This window comes from Bradyrhizobium sp. A5, assembly GCF_042076515.1.
GTDB classification, from domain to species: domain Bacteria; phylum Pseudomonadota; class Alphaproteobacteria; order Rhizobiales; family Xanthobacteraceae; genus Bradyrhizobium; species Bradyrhizobium cosmicum.
The window spans coordinates 2,602,405-2,627,098 of the sequence record NZ_CP148990.1 but is presented as its reverse complement, the minus strand read 5'-3'; the positions used below and the strand labels follow the sequence as shown (position 1 = coordinate 2,627,098).

Here is a 24,694-nt window from a genome sequence, read left to right as displayed (position 1 = left end):
CGCCCGCATCGGTCAGGGGTGGCGCTCTCCCGCACGATTGTCGTCGCCGGTGCCGGCATCGGTGGACTGACGGCCGCGCTTACTCTCGCTGCCCGTGGCTTCCGCATCGTGGTGCTGGAAAAGGCCGAGCGGCTCGAGGAAGTCGGCGCCGGCCTGCAACTCTCTCCCAATGCCAGCCGCGTGCTGGTCGAACTCGGCCTGACCGAGCGGCTCGAGCTGCGCGCCGTCACGCCCGAGGCGCTCTGCATCATGAGCGCGCGGGCGGGCGGCGAATTGCTGCGCATGCCGCTGGGCGAAGCCGCGTCCGCGCGCGCGGGTGCCCCCTACTGGGTGGTGCACCGCGCCGACCTGCAATCGGCACTGGCCGGCGCGGTGTCCGATCATCCCGATATCGACCTGAAGCTGGGCGCGACCTTCGAGGATGTCGCGCCCCACGCCAGGGGGCTGACGGTCGTCCACCGCAGCGGCACGATCCGCCGCAGCGATCTTGCGAGCGCGTTGATCGGCGCCGACGGCATCTGGTCGACGGTGCGCCAGCATCTGTTCCCCGAAGTGCAGCCGCGCTTCTCCGGGCTGATCGCCTGGCGCGGCACGCTGGACGCGACGCAACTGCCGAAGGATTTCACCGCGCGGCGGGTGCAGCTCTGGATGGGGCCGAACGCCCATCTCGTCGCCTACCCGATCGCGGGCGGACGCCAGATCAACGTGGTCGCGGTGCTGCCGGGCACCTGGAACAGGCCGGGCTGGAGCACGCCGGGCGATCCGTTCGAGGTGATGGACGCCTTCGCCGCGCCACGCTGGCCGCCGGCGGCGCGCATGATGCTCGCCGCGGTCGACAGCTGGCGCAAATGGGCGCTGTTCGGCGTGCCCGATGGCTGCCCGTGGAGCAACGGCCCGGTCGCGCTGCTTGGCGATGCCGTGCATGCGATGCTGCCATTCGCGGCTCAGGGCGCCGGCATGGCGATCGAGGATGCCGCCGTGCTGGCCCGGCATTTGAGCGCTGAGGCCGCCGGGAGCACAGCCGGCATCACAGCCGCGCTGAAGCAATATGGCCGCGCGCGCCAGGCGCGGGTGCGGCGCGTGCAGCGGACCGCGCGGCAGCAGGGCCGCATCTATCATTTGGGCGGGCCGCTCGCGATCGCGCGCGATCTTGCGATCCCGCGCTCGGCCCGGAGCGGATGCTGGCGCGGCAGGACTGGATCTACGGCTGGCGCCCCTGAGGCGGAATTCGGCTCAGCGAACGGCGCGACCGGATGGCGGCGCCGGCTTGATGTCCGGCCGCTGCGGCGCCGAGGTCACCGATGGCGCACCAGGCGGGGTTTCCCGGCACCTGTTGCGCCGCCAGGCGTCTTCGGCGAGCTGCGCCTGCCCACGCACCGCAACGTAGTCGTTGCGATAGGCAAGCTCGGACACGACCGCACCACCGGTCCCCGTCTCAGCCTTGTCCATCAGCCTCTGCAAATCCGTCGTGCGGATGGCGAGCGCCTTGCGCTCCGCCTCGAGCTGCTTGCAGTCGTACAATTCGTATTTGGCAGGGTCGGCGAAAGCCGGAGCGATCGTCTCGCTCATACCCGCGCAGCCGGACAGCACGAAACCGGCCGCGAGGAACGCGGCAGCCGCGCAACATGAGCGCAGGCGGAAGGAAAACGAAGCAGGCATGCCGGGAAGATAGTCCTTTTGAATTGAGAATGCCTAAAGCAGGGCCAGATGTCCGGATTGAGGCTTTGCCTTGCGCGGTCGCCTCGCTTAAGGAAGAACCATCCATCCGGCCCGCGACGCGCGCCAATTCCAAACGGCCGGAGGTGGACTTAAGTATTTGATCTCGTTGGATCAAGCGGGCATGGCGGAATTGGTAGACGCAAGGGACTTAAAATCCCTCGGTGCGCAAGCGCTGTGCCGGTTCGACCCCGGCTGCCCGCACCAACAGAACTGACGGCGTAAGCCGACGCGCGAGCCGGAAGCTCATCCGTCCAGTGACACGCGCCACCGACGCAATGATTCATTTGCCAACACCGCCCTCCACGTCCGGAACTCGAGTTGCGCGGCCGGCATTTACACATCCTTAGATTGTTACCCCAATAAAGCGAGCCATGTCTGCCGCCAATCGATGCTGACCCGGAACCATGCAGGGCCTGGCGCGGCGGGCTGCGAAGGTGAGAGCTCCGATGGACGCGCGCGAGAATTGGTCCGGGTCCGGGATTGGCGCAGCGCCCGCGGCAATCGGACGTCTCCCGGATGGGCTCGAAGCCTACGTCTTCCTGATCGCCTTCCTCGGCGTGTTCTATCTGTCGAACGCGCCGCTCATGCTCGGCCATTATGACCTCGGCTGGCATCTTGCCGCCGGCGACCTGATCCGGGAGCGAGGCGAAGTCCCGCTCCAGGATCCCTGGGCGTTCACCCTCGGCGACAAGCGCTGGTACAATCTGTCATGGCTCTGGGACGTGATCGCCAGCGTGCTGTATCAGCACACGGGCTTTGCCGGCATCGTACTGATGGTCGTCGCCGCCGGCGCGGTCATTGCCGGATACCTCGCCTTCTGCGGCTTGCGCAGCGGCGCATCGGCGCCTGCGGTCTGCATCGCGGTCTTCGCCGCCTGCCTGCTCTATCCCTGCTACGAAGCGTCGCCGAACATGTATCTGGCGGCATCGCCGAACATCGCGACCATGCTGTTCGCGGTCGTCTTCTACGGGGAATGCCTGCACCGGCGTGGATGGTTCCTGTTGCCGCCGCTGATGGTGCTCTGGGTCAATCTGCACGGCGGCTTCGTGCTGGCCTTTCCCATCATCGGTGTCTTTTGCGCCGGCGCCCTGCTGCGGCGGGACTGGGCCAACTTCCGGAATGACTGCCTCGCAGGCGCCGGATGTGTCCTCGCGATCTTCGTCAATCCGCTGGGATGGCATGTCTATGACGGCGTGACGGCGACGCTCGGTCATTTCGTCCAGGCCGATATCGGCGAATGGCGCCCCTATTTGCACAACATGGCGATGCCGGGAAGCCTTCCCGGCATCGTCTATGCGTCGGCGTTCGTCGTGCTGGAGCTGTGGTACCGCAACACGACGCGGATCCCCCCCGACGCGCGCGCGCTGGCGTGGCTGTTCCTCGCTCTCGGTCTCTATCAGTTCAGGTACACCGCGTTCTTCTTCATCTTCTCGAGCGTCCCGATGGCGCTTCACATCGACCGTCTCTTGCCCAAACGCCGTTCGAGCTTCAAGATCCAACGCGCCATGCTGGCGGCAGGCGTGATCGGCGTGCTGCTTCTGCCGTTGACTCTCATGCATGTGAGACCAGCGCTGGCATTGCCCGACATGCTGTCGGACGAGGATGCCAATTTTCTCAAGGCGCATTGCGCGCATGCACGTGTCCTGAACCACTGGAACGTCGGCGGGCTGCTGATCTTCCGGACGCAGGGATCAGTGCCCGTGTTCGTGGACGGCCGCGCGGCAACCGCCTATCCGGATGATCTGCTGCACGACTATCGCAAGCTGGTGCGGTGGGAAATCGACGCGGCGACGTGGGACAGGGCGATCAGCAAATACAAGATCGACGCCGTGCTCTGGCTCAGAGGACACGAAGAGCTGAGGCGGTTCCTCGTTGGCGAGCGGGGTTGGAAAGAGGACTACACCGGCGCTTATGTGAGCCTCTACACCAGGCAACAGTCTTCCTCGCGCGAGGAGTTCAAAGAGCCCGTGTCCCGGTAGGGTCACGCGCCGCGCCGTTCACGCCCACGTCCCGGCGGACGGAGCGACATTCATGCATCCGCAGCCTGCTGATCGAGGCGTTTCGGCTCCGCCCGAAAATCGAGCAGCAGGATCCAGAAGCATGCCGTCGCGGCAAAGAGCAGCAGATAACTGCCCTCGATCGAATGTCCCACCAGTGAGTTCAACGAGGGAACGAGCAGGCCGACGGTGAGAACGGCAGCGAGTGCCGTCGCCGGAAGATCGGCAAGCAGGATCGCGGCATAGAGCGCGAGCTCGAAGAAGGCATATTCCTTGAGACGCGGCGAGCAGAGATAGAGCGCAAACATGGCCAGCACCGTGATGCGCATGGCCGCGCGGGGACGATCGATCAGCCAGCGATCCAGTCGCGCAAGAAGCGTTTCTCCTTCCCGCAATGGCCGGCTTGCGACCGCCCGGAAGACGGACAGTGCGAACGGCATCAGCACGAGCGCGAGGGCTCCGAATGCATAAACCGCGAGGATGGCCGGCTTGCTGTCACCGAGGCCGGCATGGGTCATGAGGTCCCGCACCAGCAGCAGCAGCGACGGATTGAGCTCGAAGAGATCGAGGACGTGCTGGTCGGGGATCTTTCCGGCCATCGCAAGCTGCCAGCTGGCGAACAGATCGGGGTATCCCAGCCACGATATCAGGATCGGCAATGCGAAGCTGAACGCCGCCACCGCCATCAACACCAGCTTGCGGCCGCGCGGCAGCGGCAGGAAATACAGCGCAGCCAGCACGGGGAAGAACACCAGCTTGAACGACATCACGAGGCCGAGCAGCGCAGCGCCGGCCAGATGCAGCGGAGAGCTGCGGTGCTCCGGCGTTCGGGAGGGAGGCTGAGAAAGCAGGAGCCTCAGCGCGATCGCGGTCAGGACGCCGCTCAGAATCGCGAAATTGCCCGACGCCTGCACCCATTCGAAACCGACGAACGCGCCGAGCGCGCAGAACACCCTGAGCCCGACATCGCGTGCGCGCGGGCGCCCGCGGCCGAGACCGGGCAAGAGCAGCCCGCAGAGCACGGCGAGAGCGAAAAAGGCGCCTCTATAGTGACCGACCAGAACGCCGCCCGCGCACAGAGGACGGAAAACATCCAGCGTCACCGGCAGATAGGGATAGGAAAGCCGGGTGCCTTTCAGATTCTTGACGACGTAGGGATCAAGTCCGGCGACATGCGCATCGACCGCCGCGCAATTGACCCGGACGTCCCAGCCATATTTGACATCGAGCACGGCATCGTTGGCGAGATTGCCGAACACCAGCAGCGCGGTCAGAGCGATCAGGCAGGCGAGCCAGATGTTCCGTCGCGGCGCCATGTCGGCCGCGGGCTCCAGCCATCGTGCTGCACCGGTGAGATCGGACACAATCGGATACCTTGTCTGGCGGGGTTTCTCCGGGCGCCAACGCGGCGCCTGGCCCGGCCACAATGGACAGGATGGGTTGCGGATTCATCTCCCCGATGCCTTGCCGTCGCGCTTATGGTGAATCGCTGGTTGCCAGCACTCCGCCTGGACGGTTGCGGAACCGACCGCCGTCGTCGCAGCCGTCAACACAGCCCCGCGGCGTCTAGCGCTGCGCGCGAGCGGCGAGCCATCTATCGAGCGCCTCGCGCGTGTCCTGTGTCGCCGCCATGCGCGCGAACTGCTCGCTCTCGACGGCGAGACCTTCCGAAATCGAGACGTTGAGGCCGCGCGTGGCGGCGGTGATAATTCGGGCCACCGCCAGGTGTGAATGCCGCGTGATGCGATCCGCCAGCGCGAAGGCTGCGTCCAGCAGTTGCTCGTGAGGCACGATGCGGTTGACCAGTCCCATCTCCAGGGCTCGCTGTGGTGAAAAAGAATCTCCGGTCAACAGGTGCTCCAGCGCCCGCTTGCGGCCCGCGAGCCGCGGCAGGCGCTGCGTCCCGCCGAAGGTCGGCGTGATGCCGATGGCAATCTCGGGCTTGGCAAAAGTCGCCCGCTGGCTCGCAACGGCCAGATGCACGGCTTCCGTGATCTCGCAGCCGCCGCCGAAGGCTATGCCGTTGACGGCGGCGATGATCGGCTTTGGAAACGCTTCCAAGCGCGCCGTCATCCCCTGCCCGCGCCGCACGAATTGCTTCACCGCGACATCCGGCCCGCACCTCACGCTGTCCGAGAATTCGGCAATGTCGGCACCGGCCGAGAAGGCGCGATCGCCCGCGCCTGTCAGCACGACCGCCCGGATATTTGCGTCGTCCTCGATGCGGTCGAGCACCGCCATCAGGCGGTCGATGAGGGCGTAACTCAGCGCATTGAGCTTGTTCGGGCGGTTGAACGTCAACAGCGCGACGGCGCCGCGCGTCTCGGAGAGTACCAGGTCGGACAAGTCGCAGCTCCTTCCAGATCGGACAGGAAAGGGAGTCAGCCACAGCGGCCGCATTGTGTATACTCACTAGGCGGTATACATTGCGCGGATGTCAGGGAAAGGCGACACCACCCGCGATCAGATCGTCGTTGCGGCGACGCGCCTGTTCTATGGCGAAGGCATCCGGGCGGCGAGCATGGACGCCATCGCCGAGAAGGCGGGCGTCACCAAGAAGACGCTGTACTATCACTTCACCAGCAAGGACGAGCTCGTCGCCGCAACCATCGCGGCCAGGGACCAGCCGACGCTGGAGCTCTACAGGCGCTGGTTCGCGGAGACGGACGGTGGTGTGGCCGACAAGGTCCGCGGTCTCTTCACAAAACTCGGTCGCTCCGTGGATACGCCGCGATGGCGCGGCTGCGGCTTCCTGCGCACGATCGCCGAACTCGCAAACACGCCGGCACATCCGGCGGTCAAGGCGGGCGCGGCACACAAGAAGCGTTTTGAGGCATGGCTTGCAACGGAGTTGCGCGATCACGGCGTTGCCGGTGCGACGGCGCTCGCACGCCAGCTCGTGATCCTGCTCGACGGCGCCACCACCGTGATGCTGATCCACCGCGATCTCGCCTATGTCGAGACCGCAGGGCAATTGGCGCTCGGCCTGGTCGCAGCAGCTCAAAAGACCCGTCGCGCTTAAGCCGCGCTTAACCCCGACACATCGCAGGCCCAGGCCGCAACCTCACCAACTCGTGTCCGCCACCGCCCCGCCTGACAGCCATCCCGAAACATGGGTTGTGCAACGCAGCATAGACGATAGAAAAGCCCCTGAATTTCAGAGGTGAGCTGCTTGTCCGACGTCAACGCCGACGATTGGGTGTCCTCGGGACACCGTCCTATGGGTTTTCCGGAATTCGTTGTCGTGATCGCGTCCATCATGGCGCTGAATCCGCTCGCAATGGACATGATGCTGCCGGCGCTGCCCAATATCGGGGCAGCCTTCAAAATTCCGAACGCCAACCATCTCCAGCTCGTGCTGTCGATCTTCCTGATCGGCTTCGGCGCCGGCCAGTTCATCATGGGACCGCTGTCCGACCGGTTTGGACGACGCCCGGTGCTGCTCGGCGGCATGACGGTCTATGCAGTGGCGAGCTTGCTGGCGATCGCCGCGCCCTCGTTCGAAACATTATTGCTGGCGCGCGCACTGCAGGGGTTTGGCACCGCTGCGACGCGCGTGATCGCGACCTCGATCGTGCGCGATTGCTATGTCGGCCGCAGGATGGCGAGCGTGATGTCGCTTGCGATGATGGTGTTCATCGCGGTGCCGGTGGTCGCGCCGTCGTTCGGACAAGCGGTGCTGCTGGTGTCGCAATGGCGGGGCATCTTCATCGTGCTGGCGCTCTATGGGCTGCTTGCCCTCGCCTGGAGCGTGCTGCGGCTGCCGGAGACCCTGCCGGATTCCGAACGCAGGTCGCTTGCACCCGCCGATGTGCTCGCCGCCTTCCGGCAAACCCTGACCAACCGCCAGACCATCGGCTACGCGGTGGCCGCAGGCAGCGTCATGGGCGCGCTGTTCGCCTACGTGTTCTCGGCGCAGCAGGTCTTCACCGAGATCTACCATCTCGGCCATTATTTCCCCCTCGCCTTCGCTGCGATCGCGACCGGCGTCGCCATTGCGGGCTTCCTCAATGCGCGACTCGTTGGACGGCTCGGCATGCGCGTGATCTCACACGGCGCGCTGACGCTCTATGCCGTCGTGGCTTCCGTCCTGCTCATCACGGAAAGCCTGAATGTGCTGCCGCTCGCGCTGTTCATGGCGCTGTCGGCGCTGATGATGTTCTCGTTCGGCATGATGGTTGCGAACTTCACGGCGCTCGCACTGGAGCCGCAGGGCCACATCGCCGGCACGGCCTCGTCGCTCTACGGCTCCATCACCACCCTGATCGGCATCGCGATCGGCATGGCCATCGGGCAAAGCTTCGACGGCACGCTGATGCCGTTCGCGGTCGGCTTCTTCCTGTCGACCGTCACGGCACTCGCGATCGTGCTGGTGGTGGAAAAAGGACGGATGTTCAAGCCGCATCACCGCCCCATCGCCTGAGGAACTTGCCGGCGGCCTCGATGTTGTCCTGCAGCAATTCGAAAGGCCGCCGCCATGGAACCCGAACTCCGCGAAGACCATCACGCCCTGGAGCCGACGGAAACGAAACGTCCGACCCCACAGCCGAAGCACCCCGCGTTCACAGCGCCTTTCGCGAGCGAAGGCCTGGAGGGTGTGCGCGACAGCCATTGCTGAGTGCAAGGCCTAGTCGGTCGCACGCCTGCTGGCGCTGAAATCTTCCGCTGCATTCTCGGGCATCGTGCTTCCTGCGCGCGGCGGTACCATCATCACGACCACATCCCGCGTCAGACCGGGCTGCCCCCACAGCCTCGCCTGCACGGTGAACTCGCGCCGGACGACATGTCCAGCGCGTCCCGACACCCATTCCATCCACCGGTTGCAATAGTCCTGGCCGCGGAAGCACAGCGCGGCCCAGCCGCGGTCCAGCGTCGTCTTGCGCGGCAGGCCCCAGCTGTATTGGAATTCGAAGGGCCGCACGTATTGTGGATGATCCGGACTGTAGAACGCCGCGGCGAAAGCGAGCGCATCGTCGCCGCTGACGACGCTCAGCGGCTCGCCGGTGAGTTCGTGCCACTCGCGGGTCAGTCCGCTCGCGGCCTGGGCGTAGAGATTCCGCCCCTCTTCATAACCATGGGTGTTGCGATAGACGGCATGGATCGGTGCCGCGACCAGGACGGTGGCGAGCGCGACGCCGGCCGTGATCGCCGTGACGTTGACCGTGTAGAAGCGCTCGATCGGATAGCGCGTGCCGCAGACGATCAACACGACGAACAGGAACAGCCCCTGCAACGCCCACAGCGACGGCAGGTCCGTGCCCATCCCCAGCGACGTCACGACCGGCAGCACGATCGTGCCGATCGCGACGTAGAACAGAAGCCGCAGGCCCGGACTCATGGCGGCGAAGTCGGCCCGAAACTGTTTCAGGCGCGTGCCTGCGATGAGCACCCACAGCGCGGCTGACACGCTCATCGCCGCAGCCAGCCCCAGCAGAAAGTTCTTCACCTCGCCAAGCGAGCTCGCGGAATCGCCGTTGGCGTGGTTCATCGCATAGGTGAAGGTCGAAGCCCCCGTCATCGCGAGCCAATAGATGTGCGGCGACAGCACCGCAAGCCCGGTGACGACCGAAATCCAGGGCGAAGCCGAGGTGAAATAGGCGCGCCGCGCAGGATGCGCCAGTGCGGCAAACGCAAAACTGGCGACGAGGAAGATCGAATAATACTTGCCGACCATCGCCAGCGCCGTCGTGCAGCCCACCGCGACCGCCCACGACGCCTTGCGGGTTTCGAAGGCGCGCAGAAAGCACCAGGTCGCGAGCGGCCAGATCGCGAGCAGCACCGCATTGGCATTGAAGCGCTGCGCATGGAATTGATAGGCAGGCGTCAGCATCAACAGCAGCAGCACCAGGATGCGCTTGTGCCCGGTCACGAATTGCCGCGCGACCAGGTCGACGCAGAACAGCGCGAGCCCGGCATTGACCATCGCCATCAATTGCAGCGACCAGTCGCTCAGCGGAAGGACGAAGGTCCAGCTTGCGGCAATCCACCCCATCAGCGGCGGGTGCTTGTGATAGCCCCACGCGAAATTCCGCCCCAGCGTCCAGGCCTCGAGCGTATCGGGGTGCAGGCCGCCGCCGGCATAGGCGATAGCCAGATACACCGTCCAGATCACGACGAAGCAGACCAGAAGCAGCGGCACGGCCCAGCCCGCCTCGACGCCGTCGAGCCAGCGCAAGAAAGGCCTGCGCCATCGCGACGGCGCGCGATCGGACCTTTCGGCCATCGCCTGAAGTGCAAAATCGATTGGCGCGCGAATCAAATCGGGGAAGGAAAGTGATGAGTGAGAAAATCATCTAGTTCAGAACAGAAACAAATAGCAACAACTGGAGGCTGGAAGAACTCAAAGCTCCACACTCCTAAGCTGACGCGAAGCTGACAAACGAAAGCGGCGCCGCTGATGACAGCGGCGCCGCTCGTTTGCATGAAAGGCGCGAAAAGCACCCTTTCGCATACTCGGTTTTGTCCTACTCCGACTTGTCCATATTCCAGAACACCGGCGTTGCCGGGCCGTCGATCACGCCGCTGATCGACTTCCGCCATGCGCTCGGGATCTGGAACTGACCGAGCGGCATGTAGAGCACCTGATCGTAGGCTTCCTTCTGGATCTCGGCCGCGATCTTCTTCTGATCGTCGAGCGAAGTCGCGTGGACGAAAGCGTCCTTGAGCTGCTCGACCTTGGCATCCTCCGCCCAGCCGAACCAGCCGCCCGTCTTGCCCTGCCCGCCGACGGCAACGTTGGAGATCGGGTTGGACGCGTCGGCGCTCACCCAGTTGGTGATGAACATGTTCCAGCCGCCCTCCTTCGGGGGCTTCATGCTGGCGCGCCGGCTCACTACCGTCTGCCAGTCGGTCGCCTGAAAATCGACCTTGAAGCCGGCGTCGCGCAGTTGCTGGGCCACCACGATCGGCTGCGCCTTCAGTGTCAGCACATCGCCCGGCGCCATCAGCACGACGGGTGTCCCGTCGTAGCCGGATTCGGCGAGCGCCTTCCTGGCCGCGGCCATGTCGCCGCCCTTCGCTAGGGTCTCGCCGCCAACGTCCGTCGCGAACGGCGTGTCGCAGATGAAGGCCGCAGCGCAGGTCTTGTAGAACTTGGGATTGCCGATCAGCGCGTCCAGCACGTCCTTCTGTTTCATCGCGAGGAATGCCGCGCGGCGGACCTTGACGTTGTCGAATGGCGGATGAAGGAAGTTCATCCGCGCGCCCGTCTGGAAGCCGAACTTGTTCAGGATGTCGACCTTGAGCCCCTTGTCGGCTTCGATGGTGGGCAACATGTCGAGGGCGAGATTCTCCATGAAATCGACGTCGCCCGACTGCAGCGCGTTCAATGCCGTCTGCGAGTCAGGCATGGTGATCCATTCGACGCGATCGACCTTCACCACCTTGCCGCCGGCGGTCCAGCTCGCCGGCTCCTTGCGCGGCACGTAGTCGGTGTTCTTGACGTAGATCGACTTTACGCCGGGCTGGAATTCGCCCTGCACGAACTTGAACGGGCCGGAGCCGATCTGCTCGGGGATCTGCTTGTCCACCGGCGTCTCGGCAAGACGCTTCGGCATCATGAAGGCGACCCGCGAGGACGGCTTGCCGATCGAGTCCAGCACGAGCGCGTAGGGCTCCTTCAGCTTCAGCGTGATGGTCTTGGGATCGGTCGCCTCGATGCTCGCGGTGAACAGCATCATCTGCTGTCCCATCCCGTCGACGGCGGCCCAGCGCTTCAGCGAAGCAACGCAATCTTCCGCGGTGACGGGCGTACCGTCATGCCATTTCAGGCCATCCCGCAGCGTAAAGGTGTAGGTCAGCTTGTCGTCGGAGATCTTCCAGTCCGCCATCTGCGGCTGGACCTTGAAGTTCGAATCCGTCGCGAGCAGCGTGTCGTAGACCATGTAACCATGGTCACGGGAGATATAGGCGCTGGTAAAGATCGGATCGAGGACGCGCAGATCCGAATGCATCACGGCGGTAATGGTCTTGCCCGCGGCAAGAACTGGCGAGACCAGTGCCGAAAGCGCGACGACTGAGATCGCAAGTGTGGAGGCGAAAGACCGACGTCCCCGGCACGTGAATTGGATCACTGAAGCTCTCCTGAGAAGTTTCTGCTCGGAAGTTCTTTGGCGAGCGGCGCCGCTGATGACAGCGGCGCCGCGTGGTGGTCGATACGGAAGGCGCGCTCACGCGCCCTCGCCTTACTCGCTCTTGTCCATGTTCCAGAACACCGGGGTTGCCGGGCCGTCGAGCACGCCGGTCAACGACTTCCGCCACGCGCTCGGAGCCAGATACTGGCCGAGCGGGATGTAGATCACCTGGTCGTAGGCTTCCTTCTGGATCTCGGTCGCGATCTTCTTCTGATCGTCGAGCGAGGCGGCGCGGACGAAGTCGTCCTTGAGCTTCTCGATCTTGGCGTTCTCCGCCCAGCCGAACCAGCCGCCCTTCTTGCCCTGGCCGCCGATCGAGAGGTTCGAGATCGGGTTGGAGACGTCGGCGCTGACCCAGTTGGTGAAGAACATGTTCCAGCCGCCCTCCTTCGGGGGCTTCTGGCTGGCTCTGCGGCTCACCACCGTCTGCCAGTCGGTCGCCTGCGCGTCGACCTTGAAGCCGGCCTCGCGGAGCAGCTGCACCGCGACCGTCGGCTGCGCCTTCAGCGTCACGACGTCGCCGGGCACCATGACCACGACGGGCGTGCCGTCATAGCCGGACTCGGCGAGCAGCTTCTTGGCCTCCGCCATGCCGTTGCCCTTGACCAGCGATTCCGAGCCGACGTCGCTCGCGAAAGGCGTGTCGCAGATGAAGAACGCGCCGCAGATCTTGTAATATTTGGGATTGCCGACGAGCGCGTCGAGGACGTCCTTCTGGTTCATCGCCAGAAGCGCCGCGCGACGGATCTTCGGATTGTCGAAGGGCGGATAGAGGAAGTTCATGCGCCCAAGGGTCTGATAGCCGAACTTGTTCAGCACCTCGACCTTGAGGTCCGCATTGCCTTCAAGCATCGGCAGCAGGTCCCACGGCGGCACTTCCATGAAGTCGATGTCGCCCGATTGCAGCGCATTCACCGCGGTCTGCGAGTCCGGCATGGTGATCCACTCGACGCGATCGACCTTCACGACCTTGGCGCCGGCGGTCCAACTCGCCGGCTCCTTGCGCGGCACGTAGTCGGTGTTCTTGACGTAGACCGCCTTCACGCCGGGCTGGAATTCGCCCTGCACGAACTTGAACGGACCGGAGCCGATCTGCTCGGGGATCTGCTTGTCCGGCGGCGTTTCGGCCAGACGCTTCGGCATCATGAAGGGCACGCGGGAAGACGGCTTGCCGATCGATTCGAGGACGAGGCCGTAGGGCTCCTTCAGCTTCAGCGTGATGGTCTTGGGATCGGTCGCCTCGATGCTGGCCGTGAAGGTCATCATCTGCTGGCCCATGCCGTCGACCGCGGCCCAGCGCTTGAGCGAGGCGACGCAGTCTTCCGCCGTTACCGGCGTGCCGTCATGCCACTTCAGGCCGTCGCGCAGCGTGAAGGTGTAGGTCAGCTTGTCGTCGGAGATTTTCCAGTCCGCCATCTGCGGCTGGATCTTGAAATTCGAATCCGTCGTGATCAGCGTGTCGTAGACCATGTAGCCATGGTCACGCGTGATGTAGGCGGTGGTGAAGATCGGATCGATGACGCGCAGATCCGAATGCATCACCGCGGTGATGGTCTTGCCGGCGGCAAATACCGGCGAGGCCATTGCGGTCGAAAGCGCGACGACCGACAGCGCAAGTGTGGAGGCGAACGCGCGACGCCCCCGGCGCATCAAGCTCAGCATAGAAGTCTCTCCTGACGTGAAACTATTCAAAGGCAGGTTATTGGTTGAGCATTCGGTTCGTTCCTTAGGCGAACTAACCTCATGCAATGCCTTTATCTTTTCGAGACTTGCAGACAGCGTTGTGCGCGTCAATCCGGTTTAGCTGCAAGCCCAAGCGGCGCGCGTACGGGCTCCACAAAGATCGGTTTGGCTCTACAACACTCCCCGCTCGTCCTGCCCAGCGCAATGCAATGCGCGTTCCATCTTTCGAAGCTTGAGAGACATTAAGATGAATCCAGCCAATCTTCCCTTCGATTCCGAGGCCATGCTCGAAGGCCTGCGCACCTGGGTCGACTGCGAGAGCCCGACCTGGGACGCCGGTGCCGTTAACCGCATGCTCGATATCGCAGCGCGGGATATGGCAATCATGGGTGCGACGATCGAACGCATCGCCGGCCGCCAGGGCTTTGGCGGCGTCATCCGGGCACGCTTCCCGCATCCGAAGCAAGGTGAGCCGGGCATCCTGATCGCCGGCCACATGGACACCGTCCACCCGGTCGGCACCATCGAGAAGCTGAAATGGCGGCGCGAGGGCAACAAGTGCTACGGCCCCGGCATCTACGACATGAAGGGCGGCAACTATCTCTCGCTGGAAGCGATCCGGCAGCTGGCGCGGGCCTCCTACCACGCCGCTGCCGATCACCGTGCTGTTCACGCCGGACGAGGAAGTCGGCACGCCCTCGACCCGCGACATCATCGAGGCCGAGGCGGCGCGCAACAAATATGTGCTGGTGCCCGAGCCGGGCCGCGCCGACAACGGCGTGACCACCGGGCGTTACGCCATCGCGCGCTTCAATCTCGAGGCGACGGGCCGGCCGAGCCACGCCGGCGCGACGTTGTCGGCGGGACGCTCGGCGATCCGCGAAATGGCGCGGCAGATCCTCGCGATCGACGCGATGACGACGGCGGATTGCACTTTCTCCGTCGGCGTCGTGCATGGCGGACAATGGGTGAACTGCGTTGCCACGACCGCCACCGGCGAAGCACTGTCGATGGCCAAGCGCCAGGCCGATCTCGATCGCGGCGTCGAGCGCATGCTGGCCCTGTCGGGCACGGCCAACGACGTATCCTTCAAGGTGACTCGCGGCGTCACCCGGCCCGTGTGGGAGCCGGATGCGGGCACGATGGCGCTGTATGAAAAGGCACGCAGCATCGCCAAATCGCTCGGCGCCGAGCTGCCGCATGCGAGCTCCGGCGGCGGCTCCGACGGCAATTTCACCGGTGCGATGGGCATCCCGACGCTCGACGGCCTTGGCGTGCGCGGCGGCAATGGCCACACGCTCGAGGAGTTCATCGAGGTCGACAGCCTGGTCGAGCGCGGCCGGCTGATGGCGGGTTTGCTGGCGACGCTCGAGTAAATTGAACCAACTTTGCACTGCACAATACGTTGGCAGTCACGGTTGAAATTTAGCCTTGTCTAAAAATGAGGCGCATCGTACTGCTCGATGGTCCACGCGACGATGCGGGAGAGATCGCAACGAAGGCTTCCAGCCTTCTTTGCGGCGCCGACGGAGCAACCGCCCCGGAAACTCTCAGGCAAAAGGACTGTATCGTCAGGACGATCTGGAGAGAGACGGCACGATTTGAAAGTCGTGACGTCCACCGAAGGGGATAGGCCGGAGCTGACCTCACGGGGTCTGCGCCGGGTCAAGCTCTCAGGTAACCGTGACAGATGGGGCGCCGCCAACGGCTTTACGGCCAGCGGTTAGCCGACTCTAACTCACGGGAGCCCCGAACCTGCCATGACTCATATCGCCATCATCGGCGCCGGCATCACCGGCGTAACGACCGCCTATGCCCTGCTGGAACGCGGCTACAGGGTGACGGTGCTCGACAAGCACCGTTACGCCGCGATGGAGACCTCCTTCGCCAATGGCGGACAGCTCTCCGCCAGCAATGCCGAGGTCTGGAATAGCACCGCAACGATCCTCAAAGGCCTGCGCTGGATGTTCCGGCGCGACGCGCCGCTGCTGATGAACCCGCGGCCGAACTGGCACAAATATTCGTGGATGAGCGAGTTCGTCGCCAACATCGGCAACTACCGCGCCAACACGATTCAAACCACGCGCCTTGCGATCGAAGCCCGCAAGCATCTGTTCGAGATCGCAGCACGCGAGGGCATCGACTTCGATCTCGAACGCCGCGGCATCCTCCACATCTATCACGACAAGAAGGGTTTTGAGTCCGGCCTGCGCGTCAACGCGCTGCTGCAGGAAGGCGGCCTCGACCGCCGTCCGGTGACACCGGAGGAAATCCGCGCCATCGAGCCGACGCTGCGCAAGGACTATTACGGCGGCTTCTACACCCCGTCGGATGCGACCGGCGATATCCACAAGTTTACCCGCGGGCTTGCCGAGGCCTGCAAGCGACGGGCCGCCACCTTCATCCACGAGGCCAACATCGATTCGATCGCTCGCGCCGGCGCCGGCTTTGTCATCGGCTGGGCCGATCTGTCCGCAAGCGATGCGGTCGCATCCGCGCGCGGCATGCTGAAGGTGGACGGCGTCGTGGTCTGCGCAGGTGTGGCGAGCCGTCACTTCGCCACCCTGCTCGACGAGCGCGTCAACGTCTATCCGGTGAAGGGCTACTCGATCACCGTACAGCTCGACACCGCCGCGAGCCGCAACGCAACGCCGACCGTCAGCCTGCTCGACGAAGCCGCCAAGATCGTCACCAGCCGGCTCGGTGCCGATCGCTTCCGCGTCGCCGGCACCGCCGAATTCAACGACTTCAACCGCGACATTCGCGCCGACCGGGTGCAGCCGCTGGTCGACTGGGTGCGCAGCAACTTCCCCGACGTCGAAACGTCGCGTGTCGTTCCGTGGGCCGGGCTACGGCCGATGATGCCGAACATGATGCCGGTGGTGCGCGCAGGGCGGATACCGGGCGTGTTCTTCAACACCGGCCACGGCCATCTCGGCTGGACCCTGTCGGCCGCGACCGCGCAGATGATCGCCGGGACCATCGACGGCTGGCGCGGGCTCAATGCACCGCCGAGCGTCCCCTCACTCAAGGTTGAGGCCGAGCTGCGTCATGCATCCTGAGTGGTTCCGGCCGGCGCAGGGCGGCCCCTTGATACCGCCCTGCCCTTGGCACACAATTTGCCCCGCAAGGTCGGCATCTCCGGCCGGCTTTCCAGCCCGAATGACAGGCGCGCATGATAGACACGACAGCTTCCACCGGTGCCCCAGGGCGCCACACGTTCCGCAGCCGGAGATAGGTGCATGCTAGGTTATCTCATTCGCCGCGTTCTGGCGGCGGTCCCCGTGATGGGTGTCGTCGCGCTGTTCGTGTTTCTGCTGCTGCGGCTGACCCCCGGCGACCCCGCCGCGATTCTCGCCGGTGACAACGCGACACCTGAACGGCTGGAGCGCATCCGCGACTCCCTCGGCCTCAACGAGCCGTTGATCGTGCAGTTCATCACCTGGGTGAACAAGCTGCTGCACGGCGACCTCGGAACGTCGCTGATCTCCAATTTGCCGGTCATCAAGATGATCAGCCAGCGTGTCGAGCCGTCGATCTCGATCGCGCTCTCGACCATCATCCTCGCGGTCATCGTCGCCGTCCCCCTGGGCGTGATCGCGGCATGGAAGCATGGCACCTGGATCGACCGCTTCGTGATGGGTCTCTCCGTGCTGGGCTTCTCGGTGCCCGTGTTTGTGGTCGGCTATCTCCTGATCCAGGTGTTCGCGATCGACCTGCGCTGGGTGCCGGTGCAGGGCTTCCGCAGCATCTTCAACGGCTTCGGACCGTTCTTCGAGCGCATCATCCTGCCGACCTGCGCGCTCTCCTTCATCTACGTCGCGCTGATCGCGCGCATGACGCGGGCGGCGATGCTCGACGTGCTCGGCGAGGATTACGTACGAACGGCGCGCGCGAAGGGCATCAACGAGGTCGCAGTGATGATGCGGCATGCGCTGCGCAATGCCGCTGTGCCCGTGATCACCGTGATCGGCACCGGCTTTGCACTGCTGATCTCCGGCGTCGTCGTCACCGAGAGCGTGTTCAACATCCCCGGCATCGGCCGCCTCACCGTGGACGCGGTGCTGGCGCGCGACTATCCGGTGATCCAGGCGATGATCCTGCTGACCTCGCTGATCTACGTCGTCGTCAATCTCCTGATCGACGTCGCCTACACGCTGCTCGATCCCCGGATCCGGTACTAGGGCTAAGGATAACAACAACAATGTCGGTCGATAGCCTTCCTCAATCGTCCATTCCGATCACGACGCCGCTGCGGCCGCGTTTCGGATTCCTCACCTCGACGCCGATCATCGCGGCGGCCACGGTCTGCCTTGCGCTGATCGTGCTGGTCTCGATCCTGGCGCCGCTGATCGCGCCGCATGATCCGATCCAGTTGGCCCCCTCGCAACGGCTGAAGCCGGCCTCGGCGCAGTTCCTGCTCGGTACCGACGCCTATGGCCGCGACCTGCTGTCACGCGTGATTTATGGCGGGCGCATCTCGCTTCTGATCGGTATCGGCTCGGCGATCCTTTCGATCGTCATCGGCCTTTCGATCGGCCTCGTCTCCGGCTTCTTCAAGCTGGTCGATTCCGTGCTGATGCGCGTCATGGACGGCCTGATGGCGATGCCGAGCATCCTGCTCGCGATCGCCGTGGTGTCACTGTCCGGCGCCAGCATCTGGACCGTGCTGGTGGCGATTACCATCCCCGAAGTTCCGCGCGTGGCGCGCCTGGTGCGCTCGGTCGTGCTGTCCGCCCGCGAGGAGCCTTACGTGGAAGCCGCGATCTCGGTCGGCTCGTCGCTCCCGAAGATCATGTGGCGACATCTGATGCCGAATACGATCGCACCACTGATCGTCCAGGGCAGCTATGTCTGCGCCTCCGCGATCCTGACCGAGGCCATCCTGTCCTTCCTCGGCGCCGGCATCTCGCCGGAGACGCCGACCTGGGGCAACATCATGGCCGAGGGCCGCCAGTATTTTCAGCTCAAGCCGACGCTGATCTTCTGGCCGGGCCTGCTGCTCTCGATCGCCATCCTCAGCATCAATCTGATCGGCGACGCCGCCCGCGACGCACTCGATCCGCGCATGAAGCAGCGGGAAGGCAAGTGATGACGGATCAAGCGATGACCAACCCCATCCTCGACATCAACAACCTCGTCGTCTCCATCGGCAAGAAGCCGAAGGGCGCCAACATCATCGACGGCATCTCGATCCAGGTGCACAAGGGCGAGACGCTGTGCCTCGTCGGCGAAAGCGGATCGGGCAAGTCGGTGACCTCGCTGACCACGATGGGCCTGCTGCCGAAGGGCACGCTGGTTCCGACCGGCGGCAGCGTCAAGCTGGTCGGTGAGGAGATTCTCACCGCGACCGACCGCCGCCTGCGGCAGCTGCGCGCGACGCAGATGGCGATGATCTTCCAGGAGCCGATGACCGCGCTCAATCCGGTGGTGCCGGTCGGCCGCCAGATCGACGAGGTGCTGCGCGCCCATACCAATCTCGACGCGAAGGCGCGCAAGAAGCGCATCCTCGACATGATGGAGCAGGTCCGCCTGCCCCAGGTCGAGCGCATCTTCGCCTCCTACCCGCACCGCCTCTCCGGCGGCCAGCGCCAGCGCATCATGATCGCGATGGCATTGGTGCTGGAGCCGAAGCTGCTGATCGCGGACGAGCCGACCACCGCGCTCGACGTCACCACGCAGAAGCAGATCCTGACCCTGATCCGCGACCTCCAGCGCGACCACGGCACGGCCGTGCTGTTCATCACCCACGACATGGGCGTGGTCGCCGAGATCGCCGACCGCGTCGCGGTGATGCGGCAGGGCCGGCTGGTCGAAACCGGTCCGCTCGAGACCGTGCTGCGCAACCCGACCATGGAATACACCCGCAACCTGCTCTCGGCGGTGCCGAGCCTGGTGCCGCGCGCCCCGCGCGAGGAGAGCCACGAGCCGGTGGTGCTGGAGGCCAACGACCTCAGCAAGGTCTACAAGGAACGCTCTTTCTTCGGCAAAGGCCGCGAGGTCGTCGCCGCCGACAAGGTCACGCTGACGCTGCGCAAGGGCCGCACGCTCGGCATCGTCGGCGAAAGCGGCTCGGGCAAGTCGACGGTGGCGCGCTGCATCGTCCGCCTGATCGACCCGACCTCCGGTGGCGTGCGCCTCGCCGGCCGCGAGATCTCCGACATCTCGCGTCGCCTGCTCCAGCCGCACCGGAAGAAGATCCAGATCGTCTTCCAGGATCCCTACCGCTCGCTCAACCCGCGCGTCACCGTCGGCGAGAGCATCGCCGAAGGCCCGATCAATTACGGCACCTCGCATGCCGATGCGATGAAGCGCGCCCGCGAGCTGCTCGAGCTGGTCGGCCTGCCCGCGGACGCCGTGACGCGCTATCCGCACCAGTTCTCCGGCGGCCAGCGCCAGCGCATCGCCATCGCGCGGGCGCTCGCGCTCGATCCGGACGTGCTGGTCGCCGACGAAGCGGTCTCCGCACTCGACGTCTCGGTGCAGGCGCAGGTGCTGGAACTGCTCGACGAAATCCAGAATCGGCTCGGCATTGCCATCCTGTTCATCACCCACGATCTGCGCGTCGCAGCCCAGATCTGCGACGAGGTCGTGGTGATGCAGCACGGCCGCGTCGTCGAACAGGGCCCCGCCGCCGAGGTGCTGACGCATCCGAAAGAGGACTATACAAGGGCTTTGCTGGAAGCAGCGCCTGGCCGGGGCTGGGATTTCGCGAACTTCCGGCCGGTGTCGGAAGGTATGGCGGCGAGCGCGTAAATCTCTCTGTTGTCATTCCGGGGCATCGCGAAGCGATGAGCCCGGAATCCATCGAACTACAGAGTTTGCTGCACCATGGATTCTCAGGTGCGCAATTGCGCACCGTAGCTCGCGCCCAGTGGCGCGCCCCGGAATGACGGCGGGCCAGCATTCCCAAAACGTCTTGAACCTATGCACGGCGCGAGTGCGTCCCGCCTTGCTCTCTCCGCAAGGCCAAGGCTAACGTCCCCCCTCTTTGCTCACTGGACCAGAATTGATGACACGTATCGCCGTCGGCGGCTTCCTGCACGAGACCAACACCTTCGCTCCGACGAAGGCGACATTCGCGGACTTCCAGCACGGCGGCGGCTGGCCGGCGATGACTGAAGGGCCCGACGTGCTGAAGGTGATGCGGCGCATCAATGTCGGCCTCGCCGGCTTCGTCGACAGCGCCGAAGCCAACGGCTGGGAACTGGTTCCGACCATCGCCTGCGGTGCGAGCCCGTCGGCGCATGTCACCAGGGATGCGTTCGAGCGCATCGTGAAGGTGATGGTCGACGGCATCGCGGCCGCCGGCCCGCTGGATGCGGTCTATCTCGACCTGCACGGCGCCATGGTGACGGAGCACCTCGACGACGGCGAAGGCGAGATCCTGGCGCGCGTGCGCCGCGTCATCGGCAAGAACGTTCCGCTGGTCGCCAGCCTCGACCTGCATGCGAACGTCACGCCCGAGATGATGGAACATGCGGACGCGCTGATCGCCTACCGCACCTATCCCCATGTCGACATGGCCGAGACCGGCCGCGCCTCGGCGAAGCACCTCGCGCTGCTCCTGAACACGAAACAACGTCTCGCAAAGTCGTTCCGCCAATTGCCATTCCTGATCGCGATCAGCTGGCAATGCACGAACGATTTTCCCACGAAGGGCATCTACGAACAGCTCGCCGCGCTCGAGGGCGATGCGGTTCCGACGCTCTCGTTCGCGCCGGGCTTCCCCGCCGCCGATTTCCGCGACTGCGGCCCGAGCGTGTTCGCCTATGGCAAGACGCAGGAAGATGCCGACCGCGCGGCCGATGCCGTCGTGAAGCTGATCGAAAGCCACGAGGACGATTTCGACGGCAAGATCTGGTCACCCGACGACGGCGTGCGTCATGCCATGGAACTCTCGAAGAACGCCAGCAAGCCGATCATCATCGCCGATACCCAGGACAATCCCGGCGCCGGCGGCGATTCCGATACCACCGGCATGCTGCGCGCGCTGGTCCGCAACAAGGCCAGTGCCGCAACCGGCGCGATCTACGATCCGGAATCGGCCAAAGCCGCGCATGCGGCGGGCGTCGGCGCCACGGTCACGCTGTCGCTCGGCGGCAAGTCCGGCATTCCCGGCGACGAGCCCTATCGCGAGACCTTTGTGGTCGAAAAACTCTCCGACGGCCGCTTCATCGCGCCCGGCCCCTATTACGGCGGCCGCGAGATGGAGATGGGCCCCTCGGCAGCCTTGCGCATCGGCGACGTCCGAATCGTCGTCTCCTCGCACAAGGCCCAGCTCGCCGACCAGGCGATGTATCGCTATGTCGGCATCGAACCGACCGAACAGAAGATTCTGGTGAACAAGAGCTCGGTGCATTTCCGCGCCGATTTCGAGCCGATCGCGGAAAAGCTGATGATCTGCGCCGCGCCCGGCGCGATGCCGGCCGACACCGCTTCACTCCCCTGGACGCGCCTGCGTCCGGGCATCCGCATCAAGCCGAACGGCCCCGTTTTCAATCCCCCTTCACGCTAACCGGACAGGAACACATGCCCACGATCGACCGCATCGACGGCTATGCCGACGAACTCACTGCTATCAGGCGCGACCTTCATGCCCATCCCGAGATCGGCTTCGAGGAAGTGCGCACCTCCGGCATCGTCGCCGACAAGCTGACGAGCTGGGGCATCGAGGTGCATCGCGGTCTCGGCGGCACCGGCGTGATCGGCGTCATCAAGGGCAAGGGCTCGGGCGGCAAGCGCATCGGCCTGCGTGCCGACATGGACGCGCTGCCGATGGAGGAGAACACCAATCTGAAATGGAGTTCGAAGATCCCCGGCCGCTTCCACGGCTGCGGCCATGACGGCCACACCACCATGCTGCTCGGCACCGCACGCTACCTCGCCGAGACCAGGAACTTCGACGGCACCGTGCACCTGATCTTCCAGCCGGCCGAGGAAGGCCTTGGCGGCGCCCGCGCCATGATCAAGGACGGGCTGTTCGAGAAGTTTCCGTGCGACGAGCTCTACGGCCTGCACAACGCGCCCGACCTCAACCACGGCGAGATCGCGATCCTGCCCGGCCCGGCAATGGCCAGCGCCGACTTCTTCGACCTCCGCATCACCGGCTATGGCGCGCATGGCGCGATGCCGGAACGCTCCAAGGACGCGGTGATCATCGCGACCACGCTGGCGCAGGCGATCCAGACCATCGTCAGCCGCAACGTCGAGCCGCTGCAGGCCGCCGTCATCTCGATCACGCAGATTCACGCCGGATCCGCCTACAACGTCATCCCCGGCGACGCGCATCTTTGCGGCACCATCCGCACTTTCTCGAAGGAAGTCCGCACCCTGATCAGCGAGCGCATTCGCACGATCAGCGCCGGCATTGCCAGCGCCTATCAGTGCGTGATCGACGTCGACATCCGCGACACCTTCGATGTGCTGGTCAACCAGGTCGAACAGTCCAAGGTGGTCGAGGAGGTCGCGCGCACAATCGTCGACCCCGCCAACGTGATCACCCGCACCCAGCCGAAGATGGGCAGCGAGGATTTCGCCGACATGCTGCAAACCATTCCCGGCGCCTATTTCTGGGTCGGCCATGACGGCTCGGTGCCCGTGCACAATCCGGGCTTCGTGCTCGACGACAAGATCCTGCCGATCGGCGCCAGCATGTTCGCCCGCATCATCGAAACGCGCATGCCGGTGGGCTAGCAATGCAGAAAAAGCGCGTCGAAGAGGCGGTCACCTCGCTGCACGATCTGTCCGCGATCGATCTGATCGCGGGCTATCGGGCCAAGCAATTCTCACCGAGCGAGGTGCTGGAGGACTTGCTCGCGCACGTCGCCGCGTGGGAACCGCATCTGAAGGCGCTCTATGCGTTCGATCCCGACCGCGCGCGTGAGGCCGCAAAGGCCTCGACTGCGCGCTGGTCCGGGGGCGAGCCCTCGGGCGCGCTCGACGGCGTCCCTGTGACTGTGAAGGACAACATCGCGACCAAGGGCGTGCCGGTGCCACTGGGCGCCGCGAGCGTCAAGCTGGTGCCGGCCGAGAAGGATGCCCCGCCCGCCGCGCGCCTGCGCGAGGCAGGCTCCATCATCTTCGCCAAGACCACCATGCCCGATTACGGCATGCTGTCCTCGGGGCTCTCCAGCTTCCATGCGCTGGCGCGCAATCCCTGGGACCTCTCCAAGAATCCCGGTGGCTCCAGCGCGGGTGCTGGCGCAGCCGCGGCCGCCGGTTACGGTCCGCTGCATCTCGGCACCGATATTGGCGGCTCGGTCCGCCTGCCCGCGGGCTGGTGCGGCCTCGTCGGCCTGAAGCCGAGCTTTGGCCGCGTGCCGATCGACCCCACCTATGTCGGCCGCGTCGCGGGTCCCATGACCCGCACCGTCGACGATTGTGCGCTGATGATGAGCGTGATCGCAAAGCCCGACCGGCGCGACGGCATGAGTCTGCCGGCCGAGCCGCTCAACTGGAAGGGGCTGGAGAAATCACCGCGCAAGCTCCGCATCGGCCTGATGCTCGATCCCGGCTGCGGCCTGGCGCTGGAGAAGCCGGTGCGAGACGTCGCGGTGAAGGCCGCAAAGGCGTTCGAATCCGCAGGCAGCGTCATCACCGAAGTCGACGGCATCCTCACGCGCGAGATGCTCGACGGCCTCGACAATTTCTGGCGCGCGCGGATGTGGGACGATCTGTCGAAGCTGACGCCGGCCGAACAGGCAAAGGTGCTGCCCTACATTTTCAAATGGGGTGAGTCCGGCGCGAAGCTGTCGGGCGTCGACGTGATCCGCGGCTTCAACCAGACGATGGCGATCCGCGCAGCCGCCGCGAAACTGTTCTGCGAGCTCGATTACGTGATCTCGCCGACCGCGCCGAACGTGAACTACCCCGCGGACTGGGCCTCGCCCACCAACGATCCGATGAAGCCGTTCGAGCACATCGCCTATACCGTGCCGTGGAATATGTCGGAGAATCCCGCCATCTCCATCAATGGCGGCTTCGATGCCAAGGGTTTTCCCATCGGCATGCAGATCGTCGGCCGCCGCTTCGACGATATCGGCGTGCTCGGCATGGCCAAGGCGTTCGAGAGCCTGCGCGGCCCGCAGCGGCCCTGGCCGAAGCCGCCGGCGCATTGAGGCTTCGGTACCGCTAGACTGCGACATGGCCGGGCTTGCCCCG

16 protein-coding genes, 1 tRNA gene, 2 pseudogenes and 2 riboswitches are annotated in these 24,694 nt (G+C 64.9%); of the genes and pseudogenes, 13 read left to right on the top strand and 6 right to left on the bottom strand.

The window, feature by feature from the left end; genetic code table 11:
• Nucleotides 1–18: 18 nt before the first annotated feature.
• A pseudogene (locus WHZ77_RS12470) lies at nucleotides 19–1,220 on the top strand (FAD-dependent monooxygenase).
• Nucleotides 1,221–1,233: 13 nt separating this feature from the next.
• On the opposite strand, the gene WHZ77_RS12465 reads toward WHZ77_RS12470, so the two are convergent.
• A complete protein-coding gene (locus tag WHZ77_RS12465) occupies nucleotides 1,234–1,659 on the bottom strand; it encodes a twin-arginine translocation pathway signal (protein WP_375313930.1) in 426 nt (141 codons plus the stop codon).
• Between the two features lie 175 nt (nucleotides 1,660–1,834).
• Between WHZ77_RS12465 and WHZ77_RS12460 the strand changes: the two genes are divergently transcribed.
• A tRNA-Leu gene (locus tag WHZ77_RS12460) sits at nucleotides 1,835–1,923 on the top strand.
• 242 nt (nucleotides 1,924–2,165) lie between these two features.
• Nucleotides 2,166–3,698 carry a hypothetical protein gene (locus WHZ77_RS12455; RefSeq protein ID WP_375313929.1) on the top strand — a complete coding sequence of 511 codons (1,533 nt, stop codon included), beginning with the start codon at nucleotides 2,166–2,168 and terminating at the stop codon, nucleotides 3,696–3,698.
• A gap of 50 nt (nucleotides 3,699–3,748) precedes the next feature.
• On the opposite strand, the gene WHZ77_RS12450 is transcribed toward WHZ77_RS12455, so the two are convergent.
• Together WHZ77_RS12450 and WHZ77_RS12445 are read right to left on the bottom strand one after the other, a co-directional pair.
• Entirely contained in the window at nucleotides 3,749–5,080 is a 1,332-nt protein-coding gene (locus WHZ77_RS12450) for a hypothetical protein (protein WP_375313928.1), read from the bottom strand.
• Nucleotides 5,081–5,282: 202 nt separating this feature from the next.
• Nucleotides 5,283–6,062: a crotonase/enoyl-CoA hydratase family protein gene (locus tag WHZ77_RS12445; protein ID WP_375313927.1), complete on the bottom strand. Its 780-nt coding sequence runs from the start codon at nucleotides 6,060–6,062 to the stop codon at nucleotides 5,283–5,285.
• Nucleotides 6,063–6,150: 88 nt separating this feature from the next.
• Here WHZ77_RS12445 and WHZ77_RS12440 point away from each other — a divergent pair, with 88 nt between their 5' ends.
• Both WHZ77_RS12440 and WHZ77_RS12435 read left to right on the top strand, forming a co-directional pair.
• Nucleotides 6,151–6,738, top strand: coding sequence for a TetR/AcrR family transcriptional regulator (locus tag WHZ77_RS12440; RefSeq protein ID WP_375313926.1), 588 nt, complete (start codon nucleotides 6,151–6,153; stop codon nucleotides 6,736–6,738).
• Between the two features lie 150 nt (nucleotides 6,739–6,888).
• On the top strand, nucleotides 6,889–8,139 hold the full coding sequence (locus WHZ77_RS12435) for a multidrug effflux MFS transporter (RefSeq protein WP_375313925.1): 1,251 nt from the start codon (nucleotides 6,889–6,891) through the stop codon (nucleotides 8,137–8,139).
• Nucleotides 8,140–8,343: 204 nt separating this feature from the next.
• On the opposite strand, the gene WHZ77_RS12430 is transcribed toward WHZ77_RS12435, so the two are convergent.
• The 3 genes from WHZ77_RS12430 to WHZ77_RS12420 all read right to left on the bottom strand — a co-directional run bounded on the left by WHZ77_RS12430 (nucleotide 8,344) and on the right by WHZ77_RS12420 (nucleotide 13,510).
• Nucleotides 8,344–9,939 (bottom strand): glycosyltransferase family 39 protein, encoded by a 1,596-nt coding sequence (locus tag WHZ77_RS12430; protein ID WP_375313924.1) that lies wholly within the window; start codon nucleotides 9,937–9,939, stop codon nucleotides 8,344–8,346.
• Between the two features lie 241 nt (nucleotides 9,940–10,180).
• Entirely contained in the window at nucleotides 10,181–11,668 is a 1,488-nt protein-coding gene (locus tag WHZ77_RS12425) for an ABC transporter substrate-binding protein (RefSeq protein ID WP_375314709.1), read from the bottom strand.
• Between the two features lie 231 nt (nucleotides 11,669–11,899).
• Nucleotides 11,900–13,510 carry an ABC transporter substrate-binding protein gene (locus tag WHZ77_RS12420; protein WP_375313923.1) on the bottom strand — a complete coding sequence of 537 codons (1,611 nt, stop codon included), beginning with the start codon at nucleotides 13,508–13,510 and terminating at the stop codon, nucleotides 11,900–11,902.
• 268 nt (nucleotides 13,511–13,778) lie between these two features.
• Between WHZ77_RS12420 and WHZ77_RS12415 the strand changes: the two are divergent.
• The 8 genes and pseudogenes from WHZ77_RS12415 (at nucleotide 13,779) to WHZ77_RS12380 (ending at nucleotide 24,651) form a co-directional block, all read left to right on the top strand.
• Nucleotides 13,779–14,907: pseudogene (locus WHZ77_RS12415) on the top strand (M20/M25/M40 family metallo-hydrolase).
• Nucleotides 14,908–15,002: 95 nt separating this feature from the next.
• Nucleotides 15,003–15,107: riboswitch (glycine riboswitch) on the top strand.
• 3 nt (nucleotides 15,108–15,110) lie between these two features.
• Nucleotides 15,111–15,223: riboswitch (glycine riboswitch) on the top strand.
• Nucleotides 15,224–15,291: 68 nt separating this feature from the next.
• A complete protein-coding gene (locus WHZ77_RS12410; protein ID WP_375313922.1) occupies nucleotides 15,292–16,593 on the top strand; it encodes a D-amino acid dehydrogenase in 1,302 nt (433 codons plus the stop codon).
• A gap of 180 nt (nucleotides 16,594–16,773) precedes the next feature.
• A complete protein-coding gene (locus WHZ77_RS12405) occupies nucleotides 16,774–17,715 on the top strand; it encodes an ABC transporter permease (protein ID WP_375313921.1) in 942 nt (313 codons plus the stop codon).
• Nucleotides 17,716–17,735: 20 nt separating this feature from the next.
• Nucleotides 17,736–18,623, top strand: a complete 888-nt coding sequence (locus WHZ77_RS12400) for an ABC transporter permease (protein WP_375313920.1) — start codon at nucleotides 17,736–17,738, stop codon at nucleotides 18,621–18,623.
• 14 nt (nucleotides 18,624–18,637) lie between these two features.
• Nucleotides 18,638–20,287 carry an ABC transporter ATP-binding protein gene (locus WHZ77_RS12395; protein WP_375313919.1) on the top strand — a complete coding sequence of 550 codons (1,650 nt, stop codon included), beginning with the start codon at nucleotides 18,638–18,640 and terminating at the stop codon, nucleotides 20,285–20,287.
• Nucleotides 20,288–20,543: 256 nt separating this feature from the next.
• The gene (locus tag WHZ77_RS12390; protein WP_375313918.1) at nucleotides 20,544–22,049 is read left to right on the top strand and encodes a M81 family metallopeptidase; all 1,506 of its coding nucleotides are present in this window, start codon (nucleotides 20,544–20,546) and stop codon (nucleotides 22,047–22,049) included.
• A gap of 14 nt (nucleotides 22,050–22,063) precedes the next feature.
• Nucleotides 22,064–23,227, top strand: coding sequence for a M20 aminoacylase family protein (locus tag WHZ77_RS12385; RefSeq protein ID WP_375313917.1), 1,164 nt, complete (start codon nucleotides 22,064–22,066; stop codon nucleotides 23,225–23,227).
• Between the two features lie 2 nt (nucleotides 23,228–23,229).
• Nucleotides 23,230–24,651 (top strand): amidase, encoded by a 1,422-nt coding sequence (locus WHZ77_RS12380; RefSeq protein WP_375313916.1) that lies wholly within the window; start codon nucleotides 23,230–23,232, stop codon nucleotides 24,649–24,651.
• Nucleotides 24,652–24,694 lie beyond the last annotated feature (43 nt).